At 61.6% G+C, this 20,619-nt stretch carries 23 protein-coding genes and 1 pseudogene; 12 read left to right on the top strand and 12 right to left on the bottom strand.

Going from position 1 to position 20,619, the window contains the following annotated elements:
• Nucleotides 1-621: 621 nt before the first annotated feature.
• From IVB13_RS13390 to IVB13_RS13380, 3 genes are all read right to left on the bottom strand, one after another.
• Nucleotides 622-1,125 (bottom strand): hypothetical protein, encoded by a 504-nt coding sequence (locus IVB13_RS13390; protein WP_247452802.1) that lies wholly within the window; start codon nucleotides 1,123-1,125, stop codon nucleotides 622-624.
• A gap of 106 nt (nucleotides 1,126-1,231) precedes the next feature.
• A complete protein-coding gene (locus IVB13_RS13385; RefSeq protein ID WP_247489105.1) occupies nucleotides 1,232-1,459 on the bottom strand; it encodes a hypothetical protein in 228 nt (75 codons plus the stop codon).
• A gap of 276 nt (nucleotides 1,460-1,735) precedes the next feature.
• The gene (locus IVB13_RS13380) at nucleotides 1,736-2,224 is read right to left on the bottom strand and encodes a hypothetical protein (protein ID WP_247367704.1); all 489 of its coding nucleotides are present in this window, start codon (nucleotides 2,222-2,224) and stop codon (nucleotides 1,736-1,738) included.
• Between the two features lie 1,219 nt (nucleotides 2,225-3,443).
• Here IVB13_RS13380 and IVB13_RS13375 point away from each other — a divergent pair.
• Nucleotides 3,444-3,686: pseudogene (locus IVB13_RS13375) on the top strand (cytochrome c); the annotation flags it as partial.
• A 187-nt stretch (nucleotides 3,687-3,873) separates the two neighbouring features.
• On the opposite strand, the gene IVB13_RS13370 reads toward IVB13_RS13375, so the two are convergent.
• The 3 genes from IVB13_RS13370 to IVB13_RS13360 form a co-directional block, all read right to left on the bottom strand.
• The gene (locus IVB13_RS13370; RefSeq protein ID WP_007601491.1) at nucleotides 3,874-4,215 is read right to left on the bottom strand and encodes a phasin; all 342 of its coding nucleotides are present in this window, start codon (nucleotides 4,213-4,215) and stop codon (nucleotides 3,874-3,876) included.
• A 130-nt stretch (nucleotides 4,216-4,345) separates the two neighbouring features.
• Entirely contained in the window at nucleotides 4,346-4,531 is a 186-nt protein-coding gene (locus IVB13_RS13365) for a hypothetical protein (RefSeq protein ID WP_247489103.1), read from the bottom strand.
• Between the two features lie 312 nt (nucleotides 4,532-4,843).
• Complete coding sequence (locus IVB13_RS13360; protein WP_247338215.1) at nucleotides 4,844-5,044, bottom strand: hypothetical protein; 201 nt, start codon at nucleotides 5,042-5,044, stop codon at nucleotides 4,844-4,846.
• Nucleotides 5,045-5,287: 243 nt separating this feature from the next.
• Between IVB13_RS13360 and IVB13_RS13355 the strand changes: the two genes are divergently transcribed.
• Nucleotides 5,288-5,644, top strand: coding sequence for a hypothetical protein (locus IVB13_RS13355; RefSeq protein ID WP_026233220.1), 357 nt, complete (start codon nucleotides 5,288-5,290; stop codon nucleotides 5,642-5,644).
• Nucleotides 5,645-5,690: 46 nt separating this feature from the next.
• Here IVB13_RS13355 and IVB13_RS13350 read toward each other — a convergent pair whose 3' ends face one another.
• Both IVB13_RS13350 and IVB13_RS13345 read right to left on the bottom strand, forming a co-directional pair.
• Nucleotides 5,691-6,266, bottom strand: a complete 576-nt coding sequence (locus tag IVB13_RS13350) for a hypothetical protein (protein WP_247489101.1) — start codon at nucleotides 6,264-6,266, stop codon at nucleotides 5,691-5,693.
• 45 nt (nucleotides 6,267-6,311) lie between these two features.
• A complete protein-coding gene (locus tag IVB13_RS13345) occupies nucleotides 6,312-6,839 on the bottom strand; it encodes a GcrA family cell cycle regulator (protein ID WP_247489100.1) in 528 nt (175 codons plus the stop codon).
• A 165-nt stretch (nucleotides 6,840-7,004) separates the two neighbouring features.
• On the opposite strand from IVB13_RS13345, the gene IVB13_RS13340 reads away from it, so the two are divergent.
• Entirely contained in the window at nucleotides 7,005-7,613 is a 609-nt protein-coding gene (locus IVB13_RS13340; RefSeq protein WP_007612810.1) for a S24 family peptidase, read from the top strand.
• A 96-nt stretch (nucleotides 7,614-7,709) separates the two neighbouring features.
• Nucleotides 7,710-7,985: a hypothetical protein gene (locus tag IVB13_RS13335; RefSeq protein WP_085395314.1), complete on the top strand. Its 276-nt coding sequence runs from the start codon at nucleotides 7,710-7,712 to the stop codon at nucleotides 7,983-7,985.
• Between the two features lie 143 nt (nucleotides 7,986-8,128).
• On the opposite strand, the gene IVB13_RS13330 is transcribed toward IVB13_RS13335, so the two are convergent.
• Nucleotides 8,129-9,103 carry a quinone oxidoreductase gene (locus tag IVB13_RS13330; RefSeq protein WP_018456675.1) on the bottom strand — a complete coding sequence of 325 codons (975 nt, stop codon included), beginning with the start codon at nucleotides 9,101-9,103 and terminating at the stop codon, nucleotides 8,129-8,131.
• A gap of 223 nt (nucleotides 9,104-9,326) precedes the next feature.
• Here IVB13_RS13330 and IVB13_RS13325 point away from each other — a divergent pair, with 223 nt between their 5' ends.
• From IVB13_RS13325 to IVB13_RS13315, 3 genes are all read left to right on the top strand, one after another.
• Complete coding sequence (locus IVB13_RS13325) at nucleotides 9,327-9,527, top strand: hypothetical protein (protein ID WP_007612817.1); 201 nt, start codon at nucleotides 9,327-9,329, stop codon at nucleotides 9,525-9,527.
• 148 nt (nucleotides 9,528-9,675) lie between these two features.
• Nucleotides 9,676-10,623, top strand: a complete 948-nt coding sequence (locus IVB13_RS13320; protein ID WP_007601482.1) for a MoxR family ATPase — start codon at nucleotides 9,676-9,678, stop codon at nucleotides 10,621-10,623.
• 5 nt (nucleotides 10,624-10,628) lie between these two features.
• Nucleotides 10,629-12,005, top strand: coding sequence for a VWA domain-containing protein (locus tag IVB13_RS13315; protein WP_018456678.1), 1,377 nt, complete (start codon nucleotides 10,629-10,631; stop codon nucleotides 12,003-12,005).
• Nucleotides 12,006-12,024: 19 nt separating this feature from the next.
• Here the strand turns inward: IVB13_RS13315 and IVB13_RS13310 are convergent, their stop codons facing one another.
• Nucleotides 12,025-12,207: a hypothetical protein gene (locus IVB13_RS13310; protein WP_018456679.1), complete on the bottom strand. Its 183-nt coding sequence runs from the start codon at nucleotides 12,205-12,207 to the stop codon at nucleotides 12,025-12,027.
• A gap of 351 nt (nucleotides 12,208-12,558) precedes the next feature.
• On the opposite strand from IVB13_RS13310, the gene IVB13_RS13305 reads away from it, so the two are divergent.
• Both IVB13_RS13305 and IVB13_RS13300 read left to right on the top strand, forming a co-directional pair.
• Nucleotides 12,559-12,780, top strand: a complete 222-nt coding sequence (locus IVB13_RS13305; protein WP_018456680.1) for a hypothetical protein — start codon at nucleotides 12,559-12,561, stop codon at nucleotides 12,778-12,780.
• Nucleotides 12,781-12,993: 213 nt separating this feature from the next.
• On the top strand, nucleotides 12,994-14,313 hold the full coding sequence (locus IVB13_RS13300; RefSeq protein ID WP_247489098.1) for a dicarboxylate/amino acid:cation symporter: 1,320 nt from the start codon (nucleotides 12,994-12,996) through the stop codon (nucleotides 14,311-14,313).
• 10 nt (nucleotides 14,314-14,323) lie between these two features.
• Here IVB13_RS13300 and IVB13_RS13295 read toward each other — a convergent pair whose 3' ends face one another.
• Both IVB13_RS13295 and IVB13_RS13290 read right to left on the bottom strand, forming a co-directional pair.
• Nucleotides 14,324-15,697, bottom strand: a complete 1,374-nt coding sequence (locus tag IVB13_RS13295) for a hypothetical protein (RefSeq protein ID WP_247489095.1) — start codon at nucleotides 15,695-15,697, stop codon at nucleotides 14,324-14,326.
• 97 nt (nucleotides 15,698-15,794) lie between these two features.
• Nucleotides 15,795-17,054, bottom strand: coding sequence for an allantoate amidohydrolase (locus IVB13_RS13290; RefSeq protein WP_018456684.1), 1,260 nt, complete (start codon nucleotides 17,052-17,054; stop codon nucleotides 15,795-15,797).
• Nucleotides 17,055-17,458: 404 nt separating this feature from the next.
• Between IVB13_RS13290 and IVB13_RS13285 the strand changes: the two genes are divergently transcribed.
• Genes IVB13_RS13285 through IVB13_RS13275 form a run of 3 tightly spaced genes read left to right on the top strand, consistent with a single transcriptional unit; the run spans nucleotide 17,459 to nucleotide 20,608 of the window.
• A complete protein-coding gene (locus IVB13_RS13285; RefSeq protein WP_247372381.1) occupies nucleotides 17,459-18,571 on the top strand; it encodes a BMP family ABC transporter substrate-binding protein in 1,113 nt (370 codons plus the stop codon).
• Nucleotides 18,568-19,680, top strand: coding sequence for an ABC transporter permease (locus IVB13_RS13280; protein ID WP_247375636.1), 1,113 nt, complete (start codon nucleotides 18,568-18,570; stop codon nucleotides 19,678-19,680). The genes IVB13_RS13285 and IVB13_RS13280 overlap by 4 nt, the downstream gene beginning before the upstream one ends.
• Before the next feature lies 1 nt (nucleotide 19,681).
• On the top strand, nucleotides 19,682-20,608 hold the full coding sequence (locus tag IVB13_RS13275; RefSeq protein WP_247297927.1) for an ABC transporter permease: 927 nt from the start codon (nucleotides 19,682-19,684) through the stop codon (nucleotides 20,606-20,608).
• Nucleotides 20,609-20,619 lie beyond the last annotated feature (11 nt).

Genomic DNA, 20,619 nt, shown 5'->3' with positions numbered 1-20,619 from the left:
GCATCTGCATTTCACTATGTGAATCAGGGTCGACGGTTGCGGCTCGCAAAAAGCGACCTCAGGCCGAGACCTGCGGCCGAGGTTACCTTCCCTCCACTGTTCCTGCGGTCAGAGGCTGCCTTAGGCAGGGCTGCCCGCGTAAACGGTCTCACCATTGTGAGCAGGACGGAGAACCGGCCTCGCGCATTCTGCTGAATCCGCAACGGCTTGCCGACGACCTAAAGCGGCCACCGCCCTAAACCCAAGCGCCCGACCCGGGCCGTCTTTCCACGAATCGTAGTATCGCAGTAAGCGTAATGCGTCCCTCGCCGTCTATCGTGGCCGCCGATCGCCCATCGCGACGTCTATCTCAGCCGCTCTACGACAGGGCGCCCTTCCAAATAAGCGGGCTTACGCGGGCGGGGTTTTGCTGCTTCCGCGAGCCCGATGACGTGGCGCTATTCGACTTTCGGACTAAAGCCGTTTTGTGCGGGCCTGCTCCAGCCGCCCCGGTGACGCAGGAGGCCGATTTGCCGCCGTCGGATGCCATCTTCAGAGACTATTTATTGGGTCGGTCCAATCGAGCCGAGTGCGCCTCCGCCGTGACTGGCGCTCGTCGGCTCCTATCGTTGGACACCGTCATCAGTTCAGCTTGAAAAACGTCTGCCCTAGCCGCTCCTTGAGTGTTTCCAGTAACGACATTCTCGTATCAGGCGCCGCAGCTTGCGCTCCCGTTGCGGGTGCGGGAATAATATTCAACGGTTTCGCTGCTCGACGGTGAGAGACTTTTTTCGCGGATTCGCCTTTTGCCGCATGCTTCGACTTCAAGACCTCGCCGCCTGATTTCGGAGTGACCGGCTTCCGGGCGACGTCAAGTTCGGAGAATGCGCTCTGCAGAGGCCGAGCAGATTGCACCGACGTCATTGATGTAGAAGGACTGATGTTCGACGGAGCCACAATGGTCGGCAAGCTGGTATCGATTATGACCCGTTCAGGCGCCCTCTCGGCTGAGCTGATCTTGATGGACGGTCGCTCTACGTCGCTGTTATCGGGGCCCATCGCCTGCTGCGGCAAGCACCAGCCGATAGCGATCAGCAACAGGACGAGAGCGCTGCCGACGAATCCGAAATACTTCATCAAAGGCACAGGCCGCCTCCGTTTGGCGACGACCTTGAGACCTCGATTGTTAGCAAAAAGCTAAAGGTAGATTAAAACAGAAGACATGGTTATCACGCATGCTGCGGCGCAGCGGCTATTTCGCCGGCGTTCGTGACTTCGATGCTGCATCGTAGATCTCGATCTTCAGCTTCGGATACTTGGCCAACAAAACAAGGGCCGCGTTAGTCGCGGCGTCCTGATCAAGAAATTCGGTCTTGAAACGACCATCGACGAGCATCGCATAACCGATAGCCGGCGCGAGGTCAGCACGCCGAACTTGGCTTGGTTGCGGACGTTCCAGGTGAAGGGTTGTTTTGTTCATTCCTTGCTTATCCGGTTGGAGAACGCCCTTGCTGCTGAGGCTCTCGCAAATCGCCGAATTGGATGCTCGCGGTCTCCCAACCGGCGTAAGCACAGAACAGGAGAACAAAAATTCGAAATGCAATCGACATGCCGCCCGCCTTTTCTTGTTGGTGACGACGGTACAAATAACGTCTTACGGGCAGCTTAGGAGAAAGGGTTTGCGCAAGGTATACGCCTGAGCGAGAAGCGAGGCTGGTTTGCCGAAGCCGCAGTCACATTTCTGTCGTTGTCGGTCCTATTCAGCATTCATAAATGAATTCGCTATCGTGACCAGGTGTACTGCGGCGGTGCCCAGCTGCTCCATTTCCTTGTCAGCAGTGTAGGCTGAAGCCGCTCGTCGATAGGCGATTGCAACCGTTGCGTATGCATCCGTGATCAGTACAGCTGAATGATCGTGCGCATCTTTTGCTTTCCGATTACGTACTTGGACGACTTTTGTCGCGGCCTGAGCGGTTAATTCAGCAAGCTTCTCGTTACTTAAGCTCGGATCATCAATACCAGGCTGACATGCAGAAGCCGCGCCGGCGATTGCCTGATAGTATTGGCGCTTTTGCCACTCATTGGCCGTCAGGTAACTCTGCAGCAGGCGGCGAGCCCTGCCTTCAAGCTGCTTTCGATCGCTTTTGATCTTTCGACGATCTGAGCTAAGCCAGCGGAGCATCGTCTGCCTATTCACTTCGGCGCCTAACGCAAAGATCAAGGGGCTATAAAGTTCCACCAGCACACTTGAGCCCGTTCGCCCAGCGCCGCCCGGACATAATCTTACATCCTGCCGGTCTAGCGAACAGGACGAATTCTACGATGGATCAAGAGAGGAAAGAGGTCGAAAGTAATTTGCCTCCATATTGCTTTGTCCGCCCTGCGAAGGGTGCGTGCCGTCAGGGTATAAAGCTCGGTTTGCGGCAGCGGAACAGGGCCCCCGGTTGGATCGGCAGCGTAATCTAGGACGAAGTCGCACCTTCCTTCGCTGGGAAGCGGCGCAGAGCCCGTCGGCGATGGCCCGATTAACATTGAAGATACTTTCGTTAGGAGGATTGTGCGTGCTGATTTTGAGCTGCACGATTTTGCGTGAGGACTTAATTGCATCCTGGAACGTGGCCAAATATCCATCAAGGGCTGCAAGCCACGTTGAAGCGTCAGTCGAACGAAGATCATTTTGCGCCGCCTGAACGAACAGGATAGCGGTCGCGTTTTGACCAAACACCTCGGCCCTGGCGCAAGCTGGCGGAGGTGGTTCAGGTGGAGCTTCTGGAGGAGGAACAGGCTCAGGCAGCACGACGGCCGGCTCGATGTCGAGCAGTGGCACCGCGAGCGGTACGGGTGGTTCGCCCGGACCTAACGCGAGCAACGCTCTCAACCATCAAACTACGGGAAATCGGCTGGGCAATCGCGCTAGGAATGAGAACAATGGCTCTTCTACCCCCGCCAGCGGCTACGTCAACGATCCTACGATGAACAAGGCCGTGCAGAATTTGGGGAATACGAATACTGGTATTGTAGCGCTTAGCCGCTAGGCCTCCCCACCGGCGGGCGCCGCACAATGAGCGCCCTAGGTAAAATTAGAACGGCTTCTATTTGTCAAAAGCACCGTACACGATGTTCGTCAGCGCCGTTCTGGTCGACTAATCTGTCCAGTTGCATCATAGACGTCATCGCCCACACACGCCAGGAATAGACACAACAATTGTCGCTGGGCTGCGATCACACTGCCCATGTTGCGGGATCGAACTCCCCGCATCATCCGAAGGGCGTTCACCGCATAGAAATGCAGCAGGCTGCAGATGCAAAACTTTTCGCCAAATGTGCTCCGCTGATTCCCGCTTGGACCCCGTGGCCGAACTATTGGACCCACCGGAAGCTGAGGTTGTGGCCCCGGGCTCCTAGACACCCCGGGGCCGCCCTGCTTCAAGGCTGCGCTTGTTGCCGGCCTATCTTTTTCTAGCGCCGATGCAGATCATGGCGCCGAGCTTGCGAAGCGCTGGTCCGCCAGCCGCCATGTCGTGGCGAACGGCCAGATCCAGGCGAGCGCCGACGTTCCCTCCTTCGCGTCCGTTGCGCGCAGGCCCGACTTCAGTTCAGAAAGACGCGCTTTTTTCCTGCTAGACCCGCACCCGAAAATGCCGAATTTCCCCTTGAGCCGGACTGAAGCCGGCGACATCGCGGCCTACATCGCATCGCTGCGTTAGCAGAGCGGCCGATCGCTCAAGGTACCTGCGACATATGCAAATCCCTGCCTGAGAACCGACAGGGATCAGCAGAAAGCATGATGGGCGGCGAATGAGGTCCATTCGACGGCCATCATGGACCGGCACCAGTGGCGATATTCACGCCGGACAAGTCCAATCTGTGGACGCGGCGTGAACACACCGAGAATCAGGACTTGCCCTTACCCGGTTGCATGAGACTGCCGGTCATCTGGCGCATGTGGTCTCCGGCACTGGTGAACTGGCTGCGCAGGAAATCCGATTGGATTCGCATCGCCTCCTGAAGGTCGGTCGCATGGACGAGCTTGCGAGCATGCTCGAACGCCGACTTCATGTTCTGCTCGGTGAAAGCGAGCGCCTGCTTCGACACGTCCGCCCCCGCGCCCGGAACGGTCGTCATCGACTTGGTGGCGGCTTCGAAAAACATGCCGAATGCCTTTTCCGCCTGGTCAATAGTCTTCTCGGCCAGGTCGCGCAGTTCGGCCGGAACTTCGAGCTTCGGTTCGATCATGGTGGCACTCCTCCCGTTTTCAGAACTGAATACCACACTTGCCGGATCGCCTGCCAGCGTCCAGCCCCGGGGAAGTCGTCGCTTGGCGGCCGGCTTTGGCAGGAAATCGTAAGGCGGGCGCGCGGGCGGCTCAGGAAAGGGGGTGTCCGGGGAGGGTTTCTTCGGTGGCGAGGTCTTCGACGAGCTTGATGACCTCGAAACGCTGCCGGGGCGCGAGCTTCAGAAAGGCGCGGAGCAGGCGCAGGCTTTCGACGGTGCCGCTTGCGGGCGCGCCGAGCTTGAGGTGCAGCTCAGCTGCGAAATCGAGGTTCTTCATCTCGCACCTATGACAAGCATCGGACTTCGTGATCCAACATTGAGGTCCCAACTAAGAACCCAACGCCATAACCGGATGCCATAACCGGATGCCATAACCGGATGCTATGGCGACGGCGCGGCTTCGGCCGGGGGGAAGCCCGGTGTGTTCGCACGCCGAGCTACATGTGCAAGCGCGCACCTGAACAGGTTGTAACTATGTCAAGAAACAACCCCTCCGGCAAGCCCAACGGTTGGCGCAGCGATGCTTCGTCTGCATCGCCCCACGGCAATTCCGGATAACAGGAATAGGGCCCGCCGTCACCCACCTGCGTCAAGAAGCGTCATCGATCAGGCATACAGCCTCGATTGCCGTCAATCGACGCTGCGTTTCGTGTTGTTTCGGATGTGAATGGACGTTGGTGGACGCGAACCAGTGCTTCTTCAGCGTATACACGTAATTGTTGAGTCTGGCGTCGGCGGTTGTATCGTCGACGAAATAGGCGTCGATCTCGCGCTGTGGATCGGCAGCCACAGCGCGGCCTTCTGACCAAGAGACAAACTATTACGTTTGGATTTCATTCAAACCCGTCCCCTCGAGCTCTTGGACTTGGACCCGCCTCTTCGCATCAGGATTCATCGGGCCCCATTTGTTTCCGGCCGTGAACTGTTTTCGAGGAGCAAACGACAAAGCGGTGGCGTAACAGTCACGCAGATCACGGGCGCCGTGGCCGATGCATTGATCGATTCGGGCGCCCCAGCACCAAAGGACGACGGCATGCTTTCTCGCTGCGATCTCATCAAGGGCGCCGCAGTCGCGCTTCTCACCTTCTCGACACAAAGCGCGTGGGCGCAGGAGACCAGGATGAACCTGTTCAAGATCGTCACCATCAAGGATGAAATCGTCGTCGGATTGTCGACGGAGGAGCTTCAGGCCCTCGGCGGCAATGATGCGAGCGCCGTTGCACATGCTCTGGCACAGAAGGGCGATCTCACCGTCTGGCAATACAACGTGCATCGCGGTCCGAACGGCGAATTGCAGCAGGCGCCGACCGCCAGAATCGGCCTTTTGGCCAACGCCTCGCTGCGAGTCGAGCCCTATGCCACGACCTACCAGATCCTACCGCATCCCTAAGCACAAGACCGGCGCGCCCACGATCGTGGTCGCGGGCGCGCCGTTGTCATCTTCGTTGCCCTGCACGCTGTCTCCCCGTTTCCGCCGCAAAGCCATAGATCACTGCCAGCCGGTCCAGGCATTCACGGAAACGTCGGGCAAAATAGTCGATCCAGCGCTGCGTACGGACGGCGCGACGCTGGCCGATCTCGTCCATGGTCAGGCCCAGCACCAACACGTCGTGCACTAGCGCGGCACCGTCTGTGCCGAGTTCGCGCTCGATCCGGTTCAGCCGCAGCACCGCCTGGCGTTGGCTCTCGGTGACCGGCTCGCGCATGCGCGCGCCATCGACATATTCGCGAGTCGGGTCCATTGCCTGAGGGCCTCGCTCGGCCTTCTCCCAATCGTCCTGGAAGGCGCGCCCGCCGCGATACTGCGCCTCGTCGATCTGACGGTGCGCATGCAGCCGGCCGAGCGGATCGCTGCGGATCGACCGCACGGCCATAATCTTCTCGCCGGGGTCGAGCGCCAGCGGATTGTCCACCTCGACTTCCGCCACCTCCGCATTGAACGGTATCTCACGTGAGCGTCGGCCGTAGACATTCGCCGATTTAAAGGACCTGTTGCGTCGGACACGTGCCACTCGGATACTCCTTGCGAATTGACGATTGAACGGACGCTCGTGAGGTCACGCGGCAGAGACCAGCCTCAGCACGACGGGGCCGGAGACGCGGGCGGATCCAACTCCGGCGCGGCGCGTCAGGCGCGCATGCGGCGTGCAATAGCTCGAGCCCGGCTCACTTGGATGGCCGCAGAAGGTAATCTCCTCCCCGTCCTTGTCGCCACCATAGGGATAGCGACAGTCCTCGGCAGCGAGTTCGACCAACGGGACCAGGCGCGGCTGGACGCCGACGCAGCGCAATTTGACCTGCGCGGCAGGCTTCATCGCAGATTTCGGCGGCAGGTTCAGTAACGCGGGACGGTGCGGGAGGATAAGACAGGCTCCAGACGGCAGCACCGGCACGATCGACGGGCTCGTCATCCGCACCTGCACGATCAGCCCGAGCCGCTTGGCGCGGCCGACCACCGCGTTGCGTGTGTAAGCCGTTCCGAACCTTGCGTTAATCTGTCTTCCGATCTCCGCATAAGACAACCCCTTGAGAAAATAGTCGCGAAGCGCGTCGGAGTGCTCCGACGGCCAATGAGCCGGTTCCATGCTGCTGTCCTGTGATGCGCCTCCTCCGATCGCACGACCGCGAGGCGGAGCCTACATTCCGGTATTCCGAAGTCGAAGTCAAGCGATAATTCTGATATTCATAATTGCATCAATTCCGAATTTCGGATTACAAGAGACAGACGATGGACAATCGAGGGAATCACCATGTTGGACGCTGCAATGATCGAACGGGGCCTGGAAAAGACGGGCAAGAGCAAGGGCGGCCTGGCGGCTGCCATGGGCGTACGCCCCGGCGCTGTCTCGGAGATCCTCGGCGGCGAACGCCTGGTGAAGGCTTCGGAAATCATTCCGATCATGGAATATCTCGAGCTCAATCTCGCGCCGATCATGGGCCGCGTGGGGGCCGGTGCCGTGATCGAGCCGGATTATGAGCAGGTTCCCCCCGAAGGCCTTGGCGACATCGCGCTGCCCTTTCCGATCATGGAGGAGACCATCGCATTCGAGATCGTGGGCGATTCGATGCTGCCCAAATACGAGAGCGGCGACGTAATCGTAGTCTACAAGGATCAGCGCCATCCCCTGTCGAGCTTCTACGGCGAGGAGGCCGTGGTCCGGCTCAAGACCGGCGAGCGTTATCTGAAGACCATCGAACGAGGCAAATCCCCCTCCGTCGTCAATCTCAGCAGCTTCAATGCCAAGCAGATCGTCGGCGTGAAACTAGAGTGGGTCGGCGAGATCTGCCTGTCCATGCCCAAGGGGCAGCTGGAGCGGCTGCGCGCCAAGTCGGCGCGCCCGCGCAAGAGGAGCAAGTAGGCTGCAATTTCCGTTTTTACGAAATTCACCTTGACTTTGATTCCGTTTTTCGGAAATACTCTGCCGTCCCGACCATGGGCACGGCAGGATCGTTTCATGCAGTATTTCGTCGTGATGATCGACTATGGGCGCCGCGGCCGCGAGGCAGTGGTCGACCCTGAAATCACCAGGCGCGAGGTCATTTCCCGCGTTGCCTCAGGGGAATATCGGAATATCTCGTTCATCCAGGAAATCGTGGAGAATTCGGTCGAAGACGTGACCGAGGCGATCCTCGCTGAGGCTGCCCTGCCCCGGATCCCGCCCGAAGAAGTCGACCTCCAGGCTCTCCGCCTCGATCACGCCCGCGATCTGCGTAAGCACGAGCGGACATAACGCAGGCCCAGGGCCGACCTTTTCCGGTCCGATCGAATCGGAACGGGCTCTGGATTTCTTATTTTGACGCGTTTTCTCTACGCGAACCGGAATCCAGTTCGCTCGAAACGCTCTGCCAGCCTGCGCCACAGCCCGGTCGGAGATCACACCGTGAGGACGGTCGATCCCGTGGTCTTGCGCGCGGCGAGATCGGCATGCGCCTTGGCGGCGTCCTTCAGTGGATAGGTCTGGCGCACCTCGATCTTGACCGCGCCGGACTTGACGACATCGAACAGCTCGCCCGCCATCGCGACCAGGCTTTCACGCTTGGCGGCGTAGGTGAACAGCGTCGGCCGGGTGACGTAGAGCGAGCCCTTCTGCGCCAGCAGACCGAGATTGAGCGGCTCGACGGCGCCGGAGGACGCACCGAACAGCGCGGCGACGCCGAGCGGCGCGAGGCAATCGAGCGACTTCAAGAACGTATCCTTGCCGACCGAGTCATAGACCACCGGCACCTTCTTGCCGCCGGTGATCTCGTCCACGCGCTTCACGAAATCCTCGCGGCTATAGATGATGACATGGTCGCAGCCATGCTCCTTGGCGAGCTTGGCCTTCTCGTCGTTGCTGACGGTGCCGATCACGGTTGCGCCGAGATGCTTGGCCCACTGGGAGAGAATCAGGCCGACGCCGCCGGCGGCCGCATGCAGCAGGATGGTGTCGCCGGCCTTCACCCGATAGGTCTGCCGGATCAGATATTGCGTTGTGAGCCCCTTCAGCATCATCGCCGCTGCGGTCTTGTCGTCGACACCGTCCGGCAGCTTCAGCAGTCGGTCGGCCGCGATCAGCCGCGCCTCGGAATAGGCCCCGAGCGGCGAGGCGCCGTAGGCGACGCGATCGCCGGGCTTCAGATCGGTGACGCCAGGCCCGACCTCCTCGACGACGCCAGCAGCCTCGCTACCAAGCCCACTCGGCAGTTGCACCGGGTAAAGGCCCGAACGATTGTAGATGTCGACGAAGTTGAGACCGACGGCGGTATGGCGGATTCGTGCCTCGCCTGGTCCGGGCTTGCCGACACTGACTTCTTCCCAGACCAGCACTTCCGGACCACCAGTCTTATGAAAGCGAATGGCATGCGTCATGGGCGTTGCTCCCTTATCGTTGAGGTCGAAGTCCGAATATCGGATCGGGCTTTGAAATAGGTATTTGCTCCACCCGTCACAGTACAGAGACGTAACAAGAATGTCACAGCGAACGACAAACCTCCGCCGTTCCGCCTCTGTTCGAAAGAGTTGATGTCGGCCTTTCGCCGGCCGGCAGTAGCCTTCGCGCGGGTTTGGAGGTCGTCTGCGAAGGAGAGCCGAGATGCCAGCTTATGTACAGCATCATCAGGATATCGAGATCGCGCCTGTGATTTGCCCTGCTTGCATGGGGTTCCTTCCAATGTATGTGCGCGAGGTCGAACCGCATTGGAGTCTTGCCAAGATCGACTTCGTCTATGAATGCGCCGATTGCGGCGCCGAGGTCAGACAGACGATCCGCAAGCCGGAGTTGCTGCGGCACTGATCCCGCGGCCGGTTGGCCGCCCGACTATTTGCGTTGAGCGGAAAAAACGCTCATTCGCGCGGGCCTGGCCTCTCCCAAACGAGGCTTGTTCTTTGCCGTGAACGCAGGCAGAACAAGCCTCAATCAAGACCTTTGGGAGCGCCTTTTGGTGGCTGAACAGAAGCCCTCGACAGCGATCGAGGCAGTGGAGAGCGGTCTCGCCGCTCAAGGCTACATCGCGAGCCGGCAGATCGCGACCGCCGTCTATTTGTCGCAACAGATCGAGAAGCCGATCCTGGTCGAAGGACCCGCGGGCGTCGGCAAGACCGAGCTTGCCAAGGCGATCGCGGCCTGGCGCGGCCTGAAGATGATCCGCCTTCAGTGCTACGAAGGCCTCGACGAGGCCAAGGCGCTCTATGAATGGAAATACGCCAAGCAGCTTCTCTACACGCAGATCCTCAAGGACAAGCTCGGAGAAGTCCTTGGCGGCGCGCAGACTTTGCACGCTGCACTTAATCAACTCCACGATTTCGGTGACGTGTTCTTCTCCAAGGAGTTCGTCGAGCCGCGGCCGCTGCTGCAAGCGCTGGAGCAGCCGGGCGGCTGCGTGCTCCTGATCGACGAAATCGACAAGTCGGATGCGGAATTCGAATCGCTGCTGCTGGAAATTCTCTCCGATTTCCAGGTCACGATCCCCGAACTCGGCACCGTCTCCGCGATCACGCCGCCAACGGTGATCCTCACCTCCAACAGCGAGCGCGATCTCGGCGACGCCCTGAAGCGGCGCTGCCTGCATCTGCACATCGGCTTCCCCGAGCAGCGGCTCGAGGAGCGCATCGTCGAGAGCCGCGTCCCCAACATTTCGCAGACGCTGCGGCGGCAGATGGTCGGCTTCATCCACGAAATCCGCTCGCTCGACCTGAAGAAGCTGCCTTCGGTCAGCGAGACCATCGACTGGGCACGCGTGCTGGTGCTCTTGCAGGCCTCGGAGCTCGACACCGAGATCGTCAAGGACACGCTCAACGTGCTCCTGAAATACGAGGCCGACATCGAGGCGGCTCAGCCTCAGATTACGACCTTCATTGCCAAGGCAGCACGATCCAACGTCTTCGGTTGACCCCGATGCGCGAGAATATCCATCGTTTCTTCCGTGCCGCACGGGGCGCCGGGGTCCATGTCTCGCCGGCCGAAAGCATCGATGCGATGCGTGCGGTCGCGCAGGTCGGCGTCTCGGACCGGACCATCCTGCGCGATGCGCTCCTTCTGACGCTGGCCAAGTCGCAGGACGAAAAGCTCGCGCTCGGAGACTGTTTCGATCTGTTCTTCAGCCAGCCGGAGCCGCGACAGGAACAGCCTGAAGCCGACAGCAACTATGTTTCGGAGGACGCGGATCAATCTCCGTCGTCGGGCGCGGCCAGCGATGCGAGCGCCGGTTCGCCTCCCGCAGAATTGGGGCCCCTCGCGCAGATGCTGCTGTTGCAGGATCGCAACGCGATCACCGCCGCGATCGCCAGCGCCTCAGGTGCGGCCTCCCTATCCGACATCCGCTACTCCACCCAGCGCGGCATCTTCTCCAGCCGCATCCTTGACGCCATGGGGCTCCAGCGGCTGCGCGACGATCTCGAGGAGCTGACCGCGACCAATCCGGCACTGGCCGAGCGGCTTCGCGCCGCGCTCGATGCCTTGCGCGAAGCCGTCCGCGACACCGTCGCGCAGGGGCTTGCGCTCTATGCCCGCGAGGAAGCTGAAAACCTCCGCAACGAGATTCTTCGCAACGCGCCGCTTGCCCGCATCGAGCGCCGCCATGTCGCGGAGATGCGCGCTCTCATCCGCCAGATCGCACGTCGCCTGCGCGAGCGCTATTCGAAACCACGCAAGCGCCAACGGCGCGGTCATCTCGACGTCCGCCGCACGCTGCGCCGCAATGCCGCCTGGGGCGGCATCCCCTTTCTCACGGCCTGGAAGCGCAAGCATCGCGATCGGCCGAAGATCGTGGCGCTCTGCGACGTCTCGGGCTCGGTGGCGCAGGTCTCGGATTTCTTCCTGCTCCTGATCCACTCGCTGCACGAGGTGGTCGACGACGTCCATTCCTTTGCCTTCTCCTCGCATCTGATCGAAGTCAGCGACATCCTGGAATCGAAATCGCCGGAAGAAGCGATGGCCGAGATCATGTCCAAGGTCGGCTTCGGCTCCTCCGACTACGGCTCGTCGCTGGTCGATTTCGAGAAGGAGTTTATGAGCACGCTGACGCCGCAGACCACGGTGATCGTGCTGGGCGATGCCCGCAGCAACAATCTCGATCCGCGCGCCGACATCCTGCGCCGCATCTCTGAGCGCTCGAAGCGACTGGTGTGGCTCAATCCCGAAGGACGTCTCGCCTGGGGCTTTGGCGATTCCGAGATGCCGCGCTATGCGACCTTCTGCAGCGTGGTGCGCCAGTGCGCCACCGCGCAGCAGCTCGAGCGCGCGGTATCCGATATTGTGGCGACTTATCAGTAGGCCTTACCCACAGCCGACGTCAGTTTCGCCCCAGCTCCGTCTGAGCCACATTGCACTCCCGGAAATGATAGGCGATCTCGTCAAGCGCGCGCTGCTCCCATTCCTGAGCTTGCGCAAGCCAGAAAAGCCGGCGCTGCAAATCAAGCGCGGCACGCTCCCGGCACAGGGATTCCTGACTGCGAATTTCGACCAGCCTGTTCATGCACTCCACTCCTGCCGTGTGAAGCCATTCCCCGCGAATCAGCGTAACAGAATCCCGAACCCTTCGTTCTCATGATTTCTGTGCATGTTGCGACGCAGAATGGGACAGCAGCGCTTCCCGTGCAGTGCGGTAGTTCGCGGACCAACATCAAGCCTACATCATCAATATGTGATCGAGGCTCGGACGGTCCTCGTGACCGAGCGGTCTTAACTCTTGTGGCGCAATGGCGTGCAGCAATTTGTGAAGAGAAGTTCTAAACGCCTCACCGAATTCCCGACTCATTGTCGTCGCACGGTCTTCATGCAGCGCCTCTAACAGAGGCGCACGAACGGCACTACGGCTTGAGGCAACATGAGCAACGACATCGACTTCGATCTTTCGCCAGACCAATGGGAGGTTCTGAAGGCGCTTCGCGACCCGGTGTCGAACGGTCGCCTTTCCAAGGCCTATCTCATCGAGAGCCTCGTCAAGTTCGGTCTTGTCGTCGTCTGCGACGGCGTGCCGGTCATGACGCCGAATGGACGCAAGGTGCTGGTACGCGGATCGTGTCGGCTGCTGGATCTCGCGGCGTGACGCGGCCACCCGCGCGCAGAACGTGACTGTGGACCGCAAAATCGTCTGTCCACGTGACCGACGGCACCTGGAACGGTTTCCCGGCGCCGATGCGGATGCCGGTCGCACCGCAAAAAGACCGAATAGACCTCCTCCTCAGCGAAAACCGCGACAATCTGGCACGCTAGTTGCTCCTTTCGACGATCGAGACGTCGTCAAAACGGGGGAGTCACCATGTCGACCATTGCCGCGGCCCCGGCCGCCGAGCCAAAGCCGCTCTACACGTCGCTGTTCGTCCAGGTCCTGGCCGCGCTGATCCTCGGCATCATTCTCGGGGTGGCCGCGCCGGATTTTGCCATCTCGCTCAAGATTCTGAGCGACGCCTTCCTGAAGCTGATTTCGATGATCGTGGCGCCGATCGTGTTCTGCGTCGTCGTGCACGGCATTGCTGGCGCGGGCGACCTCAAGAAGGTCGGACGGGTCGGCGTCAAAGCGCTGGTCTATTTCGAGGTGATGACCACAGTCGCGCTCGTGGTAGGTCTCATCCTGGCCTACACTTTCGGCCCCGGTCATGGCATGAACATCGACCCCTCGACGCTGGACGCCAAGGCGCTCAATACCTATGCCGACAACGCCCACAAGCTTCAGGGCGGCGGCATCGGCTCCTTCCTCCTCAACGTGATCCCGAGCACCTCGTTCGACGCGTTGTCGCGCAACGACGTGCTCCAGGTGCTGTTTTTCGCCGTGCTGTTCGGCGTAGGCCTCGCACTGGTCGGCGGCGAGAAGGGCAAGCTCGTGACGTCGATGATCGATGCCGCCTCGACCGTGCTGTTCCGCGTCATGGGGCTTATCGTCCGCGTTGCTCCACTTGGCGTGCTCGGCGCAGTCGCCTACACCGTCGGCAAATACGGCGTCGGCTCGCTCAAGCAGCTCGTCTCACTGGTTGCGCTGTTCTACGTCTCGGTCGGCATCTTCGTGCTGGGCGTGCTCGGCGGCGTCATGGCGCTTGCCGGCATCAACATCCTCAAATTCCTCGCCTACCTGCGCGAGGAGTTGACGATCGTGCTCGCGACCGCCTCGTCCGACGCCGTGCTGCCGCAGATCATGAAGAAGCTGGAGCGGATGGGCGTGAAGGATTCCGTCGTCGGCCTCGTGATTCCGACCGGATATTCCTTCAACCTCGACGCGTTCTCGATCTACCTGACGCTTGCGGTCGTCTTCATCGCGCAGGCGACCAACACGCCGCTGTCCTTCGGCGACCTCCTACTGGTGCTCGGCGTCTCCCTGATCACCTCCAAGGGCGCGCATGGCGTGCCGGGCTCCGCGATCGTGATTCTGGCGGCGACGCTGAACGCGGTGCCCAGCATCCCTGCGATCGGCCTCGTGCTGGTCTTGTCGGTCGACTGGTTCATCGGCATGGCTCGCGCGGTCGGCAACCTCACCGGAAATTGCGTTGCGACCGTGGTGGTGGCCACCTGGGAAGGCGACCTCGACCGCGCCAAGGCGGCCAAGGTCCTCGACGGTGGCGAGCTTGTGGACGTGACGGCGGGGTAACGACCGCCGTTCAGTCATTCCACTGGAGGAGCGGCGTTCCATGCGCCCTCCTCCAGACGGAGAGGAAACGCGGAAACCAGGAGTGGGCCACGGCACCCTTGTAGGCCCAGGTGCGATACTTCAGGCCCCGCTCCGAGATCAGTTCCTGATAGCCGCCGTGGACTTCGGTTGCGGTGCGAATGTCCTTCAGAATTCCCTGGGCAGAGGAACGGTAGGTATCGCTGCACGAGAATTCATCATAGTCCAGCATGCGATCCGCGAATTCGACGTTGAACGTCGGCCAGGAGGAACGTCCCTGATAGGCGGGAGCCGCGATCTTGTGGATCATCTTGTTCCGCGGATTATCCGCGGACACCAGGAAGTGGAATGTGCCGGGGATGCGAAAGCGCGGCTCCGCAATGATCAGATCCGCCGTGGCTGCGAACAGCGCGCGCTCGGCCGGCTCGTTCATATCCCAGAAGCCGCGATGCACACTGACGAAATCCAGAGCGACCGAGGACACCGGCGAGCCTGGGGGGCCATCCAGGGAATGCCTGATATAGCCACCCTTGCCGAACAGGCGGAGCAGGTCCCTCTTGTACTGCGCCAGGTCGCGTCCGAGCCGCCGCTTCAGCTCGTTCTCGTCGATGATCCCGAGCCGCACGCCCCACACGAAGGTCGTGTAGACGCAGGCATTGGTGACGAAACGCCTGCGCTCGGCGCGCGTGTCCGTTGCCGCAGAGCGCGGAGCACTGGCATCGCACAGCAAATACGTAGAGCCATCATCATTGAACGGCTCGAGCTCGCTTGCGAGCTGGAGGATCGCGCGCTTCAGATCACCGCAATATTCGGCCAGCAGCAGGCGACCGGCATGCACGCATTGCGACATCGCCAGATAGGACGACGCTCTCTCCTCGGCAGAGATCATCTGCCGCAGGCCGGCCAGAATGCCGAGCAGCGTATCCGAAGGGCGCGAGAAATAGTTCACGCCGAGATACCGGGCGCGCGCCGCCGGGACGATCGTCGTCGTGACGACGTTGGCGCGAACCGCTTCCAGCAGCAGGCGGACGCTCTTTTCGAGCAGACGAGCCCGGCGAACCGCATCCTGCGAATCCATGATGGTGTCGGGGTCGAGGATGTCGGGATAGAACCAGGCAAAGTCGCGCGGATAGTACGCAGAAGCGTGCGGCGCGCCCGTAACGAGAAAGGACTCAGATACCGCAAAAGCACTGTCCATCGAGTGCCGGTAAAGGTCCTCGATAGCCGTGAACGGATGATGCGACTTCCTCAGGAATCGATCACCGAGAAAGTTCACCGCCTGAAGCGCGTTGGCAACGAAGGTCGCCGCCATACCCTGGTAAAATCGGTTTTCGCCATGGGATGGAAAAGAGATGCCGCTGTTCATACGCGCAGTCGAATGTTGTCTCGTGGTCCGGCGGGACGCCGTTACGACGCTAGACCTGTCTGATTCTTATCTCTAGCCGGTGACGTGAGGAGCCGATTTACCCTTGCCGCGGCCGAAAATTCTCGATCAGCCCCAGCAACACTCGCGCGCCGGCGTCGGCATCGGCGAGCTCGACATGCTCGTCGGGGTGATGGCTGATTCCGCCGCGGCAGCGAACGAAGATCATGCCGACGTCGGCAATGTCGATCATGGCCATGCCGTCATGCCCCGCCCCGCTCGGCAGCTCGAACACGGAAAAACCTTCCGCTTTGATCGCCTGCGCGATCTGCTCCTTGAGCCAGGGCGCGCAGGGCGCGGTGCGGTTCTCGTGGGTGACGTCGAGCTGAAGTGTCAATTGGCGGCGCTTTGCGATGGCCTCGATCTGCCTCACGACATCGGCGACCGCGCGCTTGCGGTGCATGTCGGTCGGCGCCCGCATATCGATGGTGAACGACACCTCGCCCGGGATGACGTTGGTCGCGCCGGGCCTCGCCTGGATGTAGCCGACGGTGCCGACCAGCCCACCCTCGTCGGTGCGGCAAAACTGCTCGATCGCACCGATGCATTCGGCCGCGCCCGCCAACGCATCGCGCCGGAGTGCCATCGGCACCGTGCCTGCGTGCCCCGCCATGCCGGTCAGCCGCGCGGCAAGCCGTGTCGCGCCCGCGATCGCAGTGACAACTCCGACGGGGAGGTTTTGCGTTTCCAGCACCGGCCCCTGCTCGATGTGCAGCTCGAAATAGGCAAGCAGCTCGCGCCGGGCCCGCGCGGCCGCGCCGATATGATCGGGGTCGAGCCCGAACTGCACCAGCGCATCGCGCATCCCGACGCCATCGCTGTCGCGTGTGTTGAGGACGCTTTCGTCAAAAGTGCCGGCCACGGCGCGGCTGCCGAGCAGGGTCGAGGCAAAGCGCACCCCTTCCTCATCCGCAAAACCGACGATTTCGATCGCGAACGGCAGGCGCTTGCCGCGGCGGTTGAGATCGGCGACGCAGGCGATCGCCGTGATCACGCCCAACGGCCCGTCCCATTTGCCGGCATCGCGCACGGTGTCGTAGTGCGAGCCGAGCATCAGGCAGGGCGCGCCCGGCCGCTCCCCTTCGTAGCGCCCGCAGACATTGCCGATCGCGTCGAGACGCGCGCTCATGCCGGCGTCGCGCATCCAGCTCAGGATGAGGTCCGCGGCCTTGCGCAGCTCGCCGGTCAGATAGATGCGGGTGAGCTTGTCGCCTTCTTCCGAGATCGCCGCGAGCTCGTTGATTCTTCGCACGATCTCTTCGCCGAGCGAACCATTATGAACGGCGGTACCAGCAGCCATCTCGGCGGGCTTTCCATCTCTTGGGACCGCGGCGACGGCGGTCCTGGCGGCAATCGATTCAAGTTCGGTGCCAGCGAAATCACGCTGTCGACATCGTTCCGATCAGCGCGTGGTTAGCATGAATGCGGTTGCCGGCAGACCACCCGACCCTCGTCATGCACATGTCCAAGCCGGTTAAGACTGCTTAACTCCATTGCATACAATTATAAAATACTGCCTATATTTTCATCTGCTGCTTTCCTGATCAAGCTCGGATCACCGAAAATAGCAAATTGCTCTCAATAACTTAAGTGGAAATCCTCCCTCGGTAGCCTCTGGCACGAAGCTTGCGACAATCTATCCCGGGCTCCGCCAGACCGGCGCAGCGCGAGATGAGGCGGTGCATCCGCCAAGGGGAGCAAGCAATGGAATTTGGCAGGGTCTCACGACGTCATTTGTTGCAGGGCGGCGCGGCCGTCACCCTCGGTGCGGCGACGGGCATTCGTCCGGCCTTCGCGGCCGAGACCACCATCGGATTCATCTACGTCGGCTCGCGGGACGACTATGGCTACAACCAGGCGCATGCGCAGGGCGCGGCGGCGCTGAAGAAGATTCCCGGCCTCAAAGTCGTGGAAGAAGAGAAGGTGCCGGAGACCGACGCGGTCGAGAAGACGATCGAGTCCATGATCAATCTCGACGGCGCCACCCTGCTCTTCCCGACCTCGTTCGGCTACTACAATCCTCACATGGTCAAGATGGCCAACAAATTCCCGAAGCTGCACTTCGAGCACTGCGGCGGCCTGTGGAGCGACAAGGACCCGAAAAACGCCGGCAGCTATTTCGGCTACATCGATGAAGCCCAATACATCTCGGGCATCATCGCCGGCTATAGCTCCAAGAGCGGCAAGCTCGGCTTCGTCGCCGCGAAACCGATCCCGCAGGTGCTGCGCAACATCAACGCCTTCGCGCTCGGCGCGAGGCTTGCCAATCCCAAGGCCACCACGCAAGTGATCTTCACTGGTGACTGGTCGATGCCGGTCAAGGAAGCCGAGGCCACCAACAGCCTGATCGATCAGGGCGTCGACGTACTGACCTGCCATGTCGACGGTCCGAAGACCATGGTCGAGAACGCCGCGCGTCGGGGCGCCATGGTGTGCGGCTATCACGTCAACCAGTCGCCGCTCGCGCCAAAAGCGTATCTCACGGGCGCCGAGTGGAACTGGGAAGCGCTGTACCCCAAGTTCGTCAAGATGATCGCCGCCGGCGAGAGCATTCCGAACTTCTATCGCGGCGGCCTCAAGGAGGAGATCGTCAAGACCTCGCCCTATGGCGAAGCGGTCTCCGCCGAGGCGCGCAAGCACGCCGACCACGTCAAGGCCAAGTTCTTGTCCGGTGACGGCTACGCCATCTTCAAGGGAGGGCTGGTCGATAACAAGGGCAAGACGGTGATCGCGGCCGGCACCGATCGCGGCCAGAAGGATCCCGAACTCGAGAAGATGGACTATCTCGTGGAGGGCGTGGTCGGGGCGACTTCGTGACGACGGAAGCTGCAGATCTCGCTGAAGCGGTCGGGACCGTTGCCCCGGCCGCCGATCCGGGATTCCTCCAGCGTCACGGCGGAGCGATCGAATATATCCTGATCCCGGGCGCGGCGCTGGCCGGCGCGCTCGGGGTCTTCGGCATCTTCGTCGCAATGTTCGGCAAGAGCCCGCTCGACCTCTATTTCTACATGTACTACGGCGCGTTCGGCACCTGGTTCTCATGGCAGAACACGTTGACGCGCGCGGCGCCGCTGATCCTTACCGCACTCTGCACGGCGCTGCCCGCGCAGCTCGGCATGGTTATCATCGGCGGCGAAGGCGCACTCCTGATCGGCGCGCTGTCGGCAACCAGCGCAGCGCTGGTGCTTCAGGGCATGCCGCCGCTCATCGTGCAGATCGCCATGGTCGTCGCCGGCGTGATCGGCGGCGGCCTCTGGGTCATGCTTTCGGGCGCGCTACGGCAATATCGCGGCGTCAACGAAACGATCTCGAGCCTGCTGCTCGTCTATATCGCGCTCGCGGTCCTCAACCATCTCGTCGAAGGCGCAATGCGCGACCCCGGCAGCCTGAACAAGCCGTCGACCCGCGAGATCGGCGCGGCCAACATGATCGGATCGATCCCCGGCACCGATGTGCATTGGGGTCTCGTGTTCGGCCTGATCGCCGCGTTCGCCGCCTATATCCTGATCTATCACACTGTGTTTGGCTTCGCCGCGCGTGTTGCCGGCGGCAACATCCGCGCTGCGAAGATCGTCGGTCTCAATGTCAGCAAGCTGATCCTGATCGTCTGCTTCCTCGCCGGCGGCGCCGCGGGCCTTGCAGGCATGGTCGAGGTCGCCGCGGTGCAGGGGCGCACCAACGCGAACCTCGCCGCAGGCTACGGCTTCACAGGGATTCTCGTCGCCTTCCTGGCGCGGCAAAATCCGCTCGCCATTATCCCCGTCGCGATCCTGCTCGGTGGTATCAGCGCCAGCGGCGGGCTGTTGCAGCGCCGCCTCGGATTGCCGGATGCATCCGTGCTGGTGCTGCAAGGCATCATCTTCGTCTTCGTGCTGGCCAGCGATGCGCTCTACGGCCGCATCGGGTTTCTGAAGGGAAAGTCCTGAGATGGCAGACGGCTCGATCGGACTCTGGACCGTTCCGCTCGCCGTGCTCGGCGGCGCCATTCGAGTCTCGACCCCGTTCCTGTTCGTGAGCCTGGGCGAATGCATCACCGAGCGCTCCGGCCGCATCAATCTCGGCCTCGAAGGCACGCTGGTAATGGGCGCGATGAGCGCCTACGGGATTTCCTACCTTACGGGATCGCCGTGGCTCGGCGTGCTCGCCGCTGGCATCACCGGCGCGCTTCTGGGCGCGCTGCATGCCGGCATCTGCTCGTTGCCGCGCGTCAACGACATTGCGGTTGGCATCGCCTTGATGCTGTTCGGCACCGGGCTTGCCTTCTATCTCGGCAAGCCGCTGATCGAGCCCACCGCGCCGCGGCTGCCCGCGATCGATTTCGGCTGGTGGAGCGACATTCAACAGGTGCGCGCGGCACTACGGGTCAACGTGTTGTTCCTGATTGGTGTCGCGCTCGCCCCAACTCTCTACTGGGCCTTCCGGACCACGCGCTGGGGCCTCCTGATCCGCACCGCCGGCGAGAGTTCGGACGCCGCGCGTGCGATGGGCAACTCCGTGCTGTTGATCCGCTTGCGCGCGACCATGGTCGGCGGCTTCCTCGCCGGCATCGGTGGCTCCTTTCTGTCGCTGTTCTATCCCGGAAGCTGGAACGAGGGCCTGTCCTCGGGCCAGGGCATCACGGCCGTGGCGCTCGTGATCTTCGCGCGCTGGGACCCCTTGCTGTGTCTGTGGGCCTCGCTCGCCTTTGGCGGCGCCGCAGCGCTGGGCCCGGCGCTGCAATCGGTCGGCGTCACCTCCGGCTACCACCTTTTCAACGCCGCACCCTACATCCTGACGCTGGCGATCATGATCATCACCTGCTCGCCGAAACGCACGCTGACCGGAGCCCCGGCCGAATTGTCGATCACCCGCTAGAGAGCCAAATC

Origin of the sequence: Bradyrhizobium sp. 17 (assembly GCF_023073515.1) — a bacterium.
Lineage (GTDB): Bacteria > Pseudomonadota > Alphaproteobacteria > Rhizobiales > Xanthobacteraceae > Bradyrhizobium > Bradyrhizobium canariense_D.
This window is presented reverse-complemented; position numbering and strand designations above follow the sequence as displayed.